Raw genomic sequence first — 6,854 nt, 5'->3', positions numbered from 1 at the left:
CGCACGTTGGCAACGCTGCCGTCGCGGCGCACGGTGAGCTGCACTTCCACCGAGCCGGTGATGCCGCTGCGCAGGGCTACGGGCGGATAGGCCGGCTGTGGCGTGCTGACGGCGATCGGCGTCAGGCGCTTGGGCACGACGACGGCGGCGGCGGCAGCGGCGGGGGGGGGGGGCGGGCGGGGGGGGGGCCGCCGGGGCGGCGGGGGGTGGGGCGGGGGGGGGGCGCGCCTCCTGCAGCTTGCGCGTTTCGAGATCGCGGCGGGCCTGGGCCGCGGCGCGCGCCTGCTCGAGCTTGCTGGTTTCCGCGGCCAGGCGGTCGGCTTCAACCTGCCGCAGCCTGGCGAGGCGGTCCTGCTCGGCCTGGCGCGCGTCGCCAATGCGGCGCTGTGCTTCCGCGGCTTCGCGCTCCTCCTGCAGGCGAATGGCTTCGGCCTTCTGGCGCGCCTGCTCGGCCAGCCGCGCCTGCTCGGCCGTGCGCAGCTGGTCGATCATGTCGACCTTGGCCTTTACTTCAAACAGCACCACCGACGGTTCGTCGGCCGTGAGGGCAACGTTCTGGGACAGCGCCACCTCGGGATGGGCAAGGCTGGTGCAGCTGACGGCGTAGTTCCCGGGCGCCAGGTCCAGGCGCTGGGTGGCCTGGAGCCTGAGCACGCCCCGGCTGATGCCGTCCAGCGCCAGCTCGCAGTCCGCGTCGGTTTCCAGCAGCAGCCGGGCTTCGCCCCCCGGCAGCGGCGGCACGGCCGCCACCGGGGGGGCCGCCACGGCCACGGCAGCCGCCGCGGAAACGGCTTCGGCCTCCGGCGCCTCCGGTGATCGGCCCAGCATCACCGCGGCCAACACGATGGCGCCCAAAAGGGCTGCGCCGGCGACGAAAAACATCGGATTGCGCCGGGGTGGCGGCGGCGTGGCAGCGCCGCGCGGACGGAACTCCAACGCCTGCCCGATGCGGGTTGGCGCACTGGCATCCACGGGCGGCTCCGCGGCTGCGCGCGACCCGCGCGGCGGCGTGGCAGCACGCGGCGGTGCGGGGAGTGCCGCCTCGGACGGGGGATTGGCGGCGGCGGCCGCCTGGGCGGCGTTGAAGGCGGCATTGGCCGCGAGCGCGCGCAGCCGGATGGACGTCGGCGGCACCGGCACGCTCGGATCACCCTTGGCAGGCGCCGCTTCGCTGCCGTCCAGCTTTGCCGGCGAATGCACGCTGGTGGGTGGCGTCGGCACTTTCTGCAGCCTGCGCGCCGAGATGGCGGCCGCCACCGGCGACGCAAACCGCGGCCCGGCCCGCCCGCCTTCCGCCGCCTCGCCGTCCAGCGCCGACACCAGTTTTTCCACGAACTGGCCGGCGCTGGCCCAACGCTCTTCGGGCTTCTTGGACAGGGCGCGGGCAATCACCTGCACCGCGCGCTCGGGCAGCGTCGCCAGGCATTCAAGCGCCAACGGGGCATTCACGTGTTTGTACATCACCGCGTACGGCGTATCCGCGTCGAACGGCAGCGTGCCCGTCAGCCACTGGTAGACCATGATGCCGACCGAATAGACGTCGGTGGCCGGCCCGATCTGGTCACCCTGCGCCTGTTCGGGCGACATGTACTGGGGCGTGCCGAGCACGGCGCCCGTGCTGGTGATGGTGGTGCGCCCCTGCAGCAGGCGTGAGATGCCGAAGTCGGCAAGATAGAGTTCGCCCCGCTCCCCCAGCAGCACGTTCTGTGGCTTGAGGTCGCGGTGCACCACGCCCAGGCTGTGCGCGTGGTCGAGGGCGTCGGCGATCATCGTGAAATAGGCCAGGCCCGAATCACGCCCCAGCGGCTCGCGCTCCATGCGCTCGCCCATGTGGCCACCGCGCACCAGGCGCAGCGCCATCCAGGGCACGCCGTCGTCGATGCCGTAGCTGTACAGCGGCACGATGTGCGGATGCTCGAGCTTGGCGATCAGACGCGCTTCGCGTTCAAAGCGCTCGGTGAAGCCCGGCTCCTCGAGCAGGTCGATGGGCAGCACCTTAAGCGCCACTTCGCGGTCCAGCCCGGATTCGTAGGCGCTGTAGACCGTGGACATGCCCCCGCGCCCCAGCTTGGCGACGATGACGAACGGCCCAATGGTTTCACCAATCTGGATCGAACCGCGCATGACCACCCCTGTCGTTCAGCGCCTGGCCAAGCCAGTCTACGCCCAGCCAGCGGTCGCCCGTAAAGCCCCGGGGACCGGAGGCGGCCTGGGGCGGGGAGGCGCTACGAAACGCGATTCAGGAGCCCGCAGGGACGGCGCCGTCGGCCACCACCATGTTGCGGCCCGAGTCCTTCCACGTGCCGCGGATGGGTGACCCGCTGGAAGTGAACACACTGGCCGAACAGGTGAATGGGTGTTCTAGATCCAAGGCCGGGGGCAGCAGGAAATACCGCCTCACGGGCAGCCCAAGCGCAAAGCCCATGCCTCTGGGGTGCGGCGTTTTGCCGCATTCGGGACCGCAGGCGCGCGCCCTATCATTCGCGGTCCCCACGACCACGGATGGCCACGATGCCCCTGCTGACCCACACCCTGCTCGCCTCCGCGATCGCCGCGGCCTCGCCCGGCGCGTCCGAACCCACCACGCTCGACTCGGTTGAAGTGCAGGGCCACGCGGTCACGCCGCTGGCGGTGGAAACCCTGGAACAAGCGCGCAAGCGCCTGGCCGAGCGCGCCGGCGCCACCGGCATCGTCGACGCCCGCGACTACCGCACGGGCCGCGTCAGCACCTTGTCTGATGCGCTGGGCTACGCCACCGGCGTGTTCATCCAGCCGCGCTTCGGCGCCGAGGAAGCCCGCCTGTCGATCCGCGGCTCGGGCCTGCAGCGCACCTTCCACGGCCGTGGCCTGGAGCTGCTGCAGGACGGCAGCCCGCTCAACCTGGCCGACGGCGGCTTCGACTTCCAGGCCGTCGAGCCGCTGACCGCGCGCTACATCGAGGTCTATCGCGGCGCGAACGCACTCGAATACGGCTCGGCCACGCTGGGTGGCGCCATCAACTTCGTCTCGCCCACCGGCCACGACGCGCCGAACCTGACGCTGCGCGCCGAAGGCGGCGATTTCGGCTACCGCCGCGGCCAGGCCGCGCTGGCCGGCACTTGGGGCGATGCCGACGGCTACGCCAGCGTCAGCCGCATGCAGCAGTACAGCTTCCGCGCCCATGCCGACCAGGAAACCTCGCGCCTGTTCACCAACCTGGGCTACCGCTTCAGCGACGCGGTGGATGCGCGCCTGTATTACACCCACGTGGACACCGCGTCCGAACTGCCGGGCAGCCTGACCTTCACCGAGTTCCGCAACGACCCCTCGCAGGCCGCGCCGGGCAACATCGCGCTCGACCAGCGCCGCGACTTCAAGCTCAACCGCTTCGCCGGCAAGCTGGCCTGGCAGCTCTCGGACGGCAGCTCGCTGGTGGTGTCGGCGTTTTATTCGGACAAGCAGCTTGACCACCCGATCTTCCAGGTGCTCAAGCAGGACACCCAGGACTATGGCGTGGACGTGCGCTGGCGCAGCGAGGGTGAACTGGCCGGCCGCCGCAACCTGCTCACGCTGGGCGCCACGCTGTCGCAGGGCGACACCCGCGACGACCGCTTCGTGAACGTCGCCGGCGAGCCCGGCGCGCGCACCAACCAGTTCGACCAGCGCGCCCGCAACACCAAGCTCTACGCCGAGAACCAGACCTGGATCAGCGACCAGTGGGTGCTGGCCCTGGGCGCGCAGGCGCTGGAAACCGACCGCCGCTCGCGCGACCTGTTCATCACAGGCGGCCGCGACGAAAGCTTCAGCAAGGACTACCGCGGCGTCAGCCCCAAGATCGGCCTGCGCTACCTGGCCGACGAGCGCACGCAGTGGTACGCCAACATCAGCCGCAGCCTGGAGCCGCCGAGCTTCGGTGAACTGGCCGGCGGCCCGGGCATCACCCAGGTGGACGAACAGGAAGCCACCAGCGTCGAGATCGGCGTGCGCTTCAACAGCGAAACGCTGTCGCTGGATGCCGCGCTTTACCGCGCCCGCATTGACGGCGAGCTGCTGTCCCTGACCGACGGCGTGGGCAATCCGCTGGGCACCGTGAACGCCGACCGCACGCTGCACCAGGGCCTCGAGCTGGGCCTGGGCTGGCGCTTCGCCGAGGGCTGGATGCTGTCGACGAACTACCTCTACAACGACTTCCGCTTCGATGGCGATGCCGTCTACGGCGACCGCGACCTGGCCGGCGTGCCGCCGCAGCAGCTGCGCACGCAGCTGCGCTGGACGTCGGCGTCGGGCATCTACATCGCCCCGAACGTGGAGTGGACGCCGCAGGATTACTACGTTGACCACGCCAACACCTTCCGCGCGCCGGGCTACGCGATCTACGGCGTGCGGGTGGGCGGCGACATCGGCGGCGACCTGAGCTGGTTCGTGGATGCGCGCAACCTGGCCGACCGCGAGTGGATCGCCAGCACCAACGTCGTGGCTGACGCGCGCGGCCTGGACGGCCGCAACTTCCTGCCCGGCGTCGGCCGTTCGTTCTACGTCGGCATCGAGTGGCGCCTGCCGTGACGCCTGCGCCGGCCGCCGCGGGCTCGCTCAGGCGCCGGGCCTGGCGCTGGCATTTCCTGGCGGCGCTGCTGGTGGTGCCGTTCGTGCTGTGGCAGTCGGTGACCGGCACGATCTACCTGTGGTCCGAAGCATGGGTGGACGCGAGCCATGCGCCGCTGCGGTTCGTGTCGCCCCTGGCCACCACGCAGCCGCTGGATGCGCAGGTGGCCGCGGCGCGCACCGCTGCTCCGGGCAGCCGCATCGGCAGCGTGCTGGTGCGCGGCGACGCCCGGCGCAGCACGCAGGTGATGTTCGAAGACGCCCTGGGCCTGCCCGTGGCGGTGTTCGTGGATCCGTATCGCGGAACCCTGCTGGGGCGCCTGGACGGGAGCAACTGGGCGCCGGGCTGGAGCCGCAAGCTTCACGGCGGCTGGCCACTGGGCAAGGCCGGCAGCTGGCTGCTGGAGCTGGGCGCGTGCTGGATGATCGTGATGGTGCTGACCGGCCTGGTGCTGTGGTGGCCGCGCTCCGGCCGCACGCTGGCGCAGGCACTGTGGCCACGCCTGCGCTCGGGGCCGCGGCTGTTCTGGCGCGAACTGCACGCCTGCGTGGCGGTGTGGTTCTCGCTGGTGATCGTGGTGTTCCTGTTCACGGCGCTGCCGTGGACCAGCTTCTGGGGCGACCAGGTGCTGCGCCCGGTGCAGCGTGCACTATCGCAGCAAGGCCCCGCCGCGGCTGGCTTCGCGCCCGTGTTCGCCGCGGCGCCAGCGGCCCCCCGCGGCGGCGGCGCCTTCACTGCAGGCGATGCTGGCCGACGCGCGTGGCCGCAGCCTGTCCGGTGACCTGCTGTTCCATTTGGTGGACGGACCGCCGGGGGCGGCCGTTTCGGTGCGCACGCTGCAGGCGCGCGCGTCCCTGGACCAGTACGTGCTTTACGATCGCGCCAGCGGCCAGGCACTGCAGTCGGCCCACTGGGAAGACTTCCCGCCGATGGCCAAGGCCGTCGCCACCGGCGTGGACATCCACGAAGGCAGCTTCTTCGGCCGCTTGGGCCCGTGGTTGAACACCGTGTTCGCGACGGCGCTGGTGTGGCTGTCGGTGTCGGGCTTCATGGCCTGGTGGCGGCGAAAGCCCGCCGATGCCCTGGGCGTGCCCGCGCGCGAGCGCACCGCCTGGCCCCGATGGCTCACACTGGCCACGGCCATCGCCTGCCTGGTGCTGCCGCTATTGGCGCTGTCCGCGCTGTGCCTGGCCGTGCTGGACCGCCTGTGGCTCGCGGCCGTGGCCGCTCGTGCGCCCCGCTCTGACGGATAAACCAAGGACCTCGCCAATGCTGCGTACGTTTGTCCTGTTCTGCCTTGCCTCGCTCGCCATCGCCTGCACGCCGCTTGCTGGCCAGGCCGTGGGCGAGCTTCGCCTTGACGATCCCTGGGCGCGCGCGACGCCGCCCGGCTCGTCCGTGTCCGGTGGCTTCCTGACGGTTCGCAACCTGGGCGGGCAGGACGACCGCTTGCTGTCCGTCCGCAGCTCCGCGGCCAGGGAAGTGCAGATCCATGAAGTGCGCGATGACGGCGGCATGATGCGCATGCGCCCGCTGCCCGACGGCCTGGCGGTTCCGGCCGGTGCGTCGGTGGCGCTGCAGCCGGGCGGTTACCACCTGATGTTCATCGATCCCAAGCGCCCGTTCGCCGGCGGCGACGTGGTGGTGGCCACGCTGGTGTTCGAAAAGGCCGGCGACGTGGAAGTTTCTTTCCAGGTGCGCGGCGAAGCGGCGCGTCCCGGCTCCGGCGGCCACGCGCACCACTGACCCGCTAGGGCCGCTCGCGCACCGGCCGCTTGGCCAGCCGGCGCTGCAGCGTTCGGCGGTCCACGCCCAGCAGGCGCGCCGCGGCGGAAATGTTGCCCTGGCATTCCGACAGCACGCGCTGCACGTGCTCCCATTCCTGACGCCGCAGCGTAGCCGGGGCGTCGGGCGGGGCAGCCGGCGGCGGATCGGCGGAATCATCGGCGAACGCCTGCGCCAGGTCGGCCAGCGCAAAGGGTTTGGGCAGGTAGTGGTGTGCCCCGCGGCGGATCGCGTCCACCGCGGTGGCGATGCTGGCGTATCCGGTGGCCAGCACGATGCGCGACCCGGGGCTGCAGGCCACCAGGCCCGCGATCAGCGACAGGCCGTTGTCGGCGCCCAGCTTGAGGTCGAGCACGATGCCGGCGGGCTGAAGGCGCGTGGCGGCCAGCAGCGCGGCCTGCCCGTCGTGCGCCACCGCCGTGGCGACGCCACCCTGCGCCAGCGGGCGCGACAGCACGCGGCAGAAGGCGTCGGCGTCATCCACCAT

At 71.5% G+C, this 6,854-nt stretch carries 6 protein-coding genes; 4 read left to right on the top strand and 2 right to left on the bottom strand.

Annotation, left to right across the window (positions count from 1 at the left end; genetic code table 11):
• The coding region (locus K0M70_RS10575) for a serine/threonine protein kinase (protein WP_290781829.1) at positions 1-2,124 on the bottom strand (2,124 nt) is incomplete at its 3' end.
• Positions 2,125-2,511: 387 nt separating this feature from the next.
• Between K0M70_RS10575 and K0M70_RS10570 the strand changes: the two genes are divergently transcribed.
• Genes K0M70_RS10570 through K0M70_RS10555 form a run of 4 tightly spaced genes read left to right on the top strand, consistent with a single transcriptional unit; the run spans position 2,512 to position 6,328 of the window.
• Complete coding sequence (locus K0M70_RS10570) at positions 2,512-4,542, top strand: TonB-dependent receptor (protein ID WP_290781828.1); 2,031 nt, start codon at positions 2,512-2,514, stop codon at positions 4,540-4,542.
• Positions 4,539-5,363: a PepSY domain-containing protein gene (locus K0M70_RS10565; protein WP_290781827.1), complete on the top strand. Its 825-nt coding sequence runs from the start codon at positions 4,539-4,541 to the stop codon at positions 5,361-5,363. The genes K0M70_RS10570 and K0M70_RS10565 overlap by 4 nt, the downstream gene beginning before the upstream one ends.
• A complete protein-coding gene (locus tag K0M70_RS10560; RefSeq protein ID WP_290781826.1) occupies positions 5,326-5,835 on the top strand; it encodes a PepSY domain-containing protein in 510 nt (169 codons plus the stop codon). Before K0M70_RS10565 ends, K0M70_RS10560 begins: the two co-directional genes overlap by 38 nt.
• Positions 5,836-5,851: 16 nt before the next feature.
• Positions 5,852-6,328 carry a copper chaperone PCu(A)C gene (locus K0M70_RS10555; protein ID WP_290781825.1) on the top strand — a complete coding sequence of 159 codons (477 nt, stop codon included), beginning with the start codon at positions 5,852-5,854 and terminating at the stop codon, positions 6,326-6,328.
• A 4-nt stretch (positions 6,329-6,332) separates the two neighbouring features.
• Here K0M70_RS10555 and K0M70_RS10550 read toward each other — a convergent pair.
• Positions 6,333-6,854: response regulator (locus K0M70_RS10550; protein ID WP_290781824.1), on the bottom strand; the 522-nt coding region annotated here is incomplete at its 5' end.

This window comes from Arenimonas sp., assembly GCF_019459675.1.
Taxonomy (GTDB): Bacteria; Pseudomonadota; Gammaproteobacteria; order Xanthomonadales; family Xanthomonadaceae; genus Arenimonas.
Note: the sequence above shows the minus strand (reverse complement) of the source record. Positions and strands in the feature narration are given on the sequence as shown.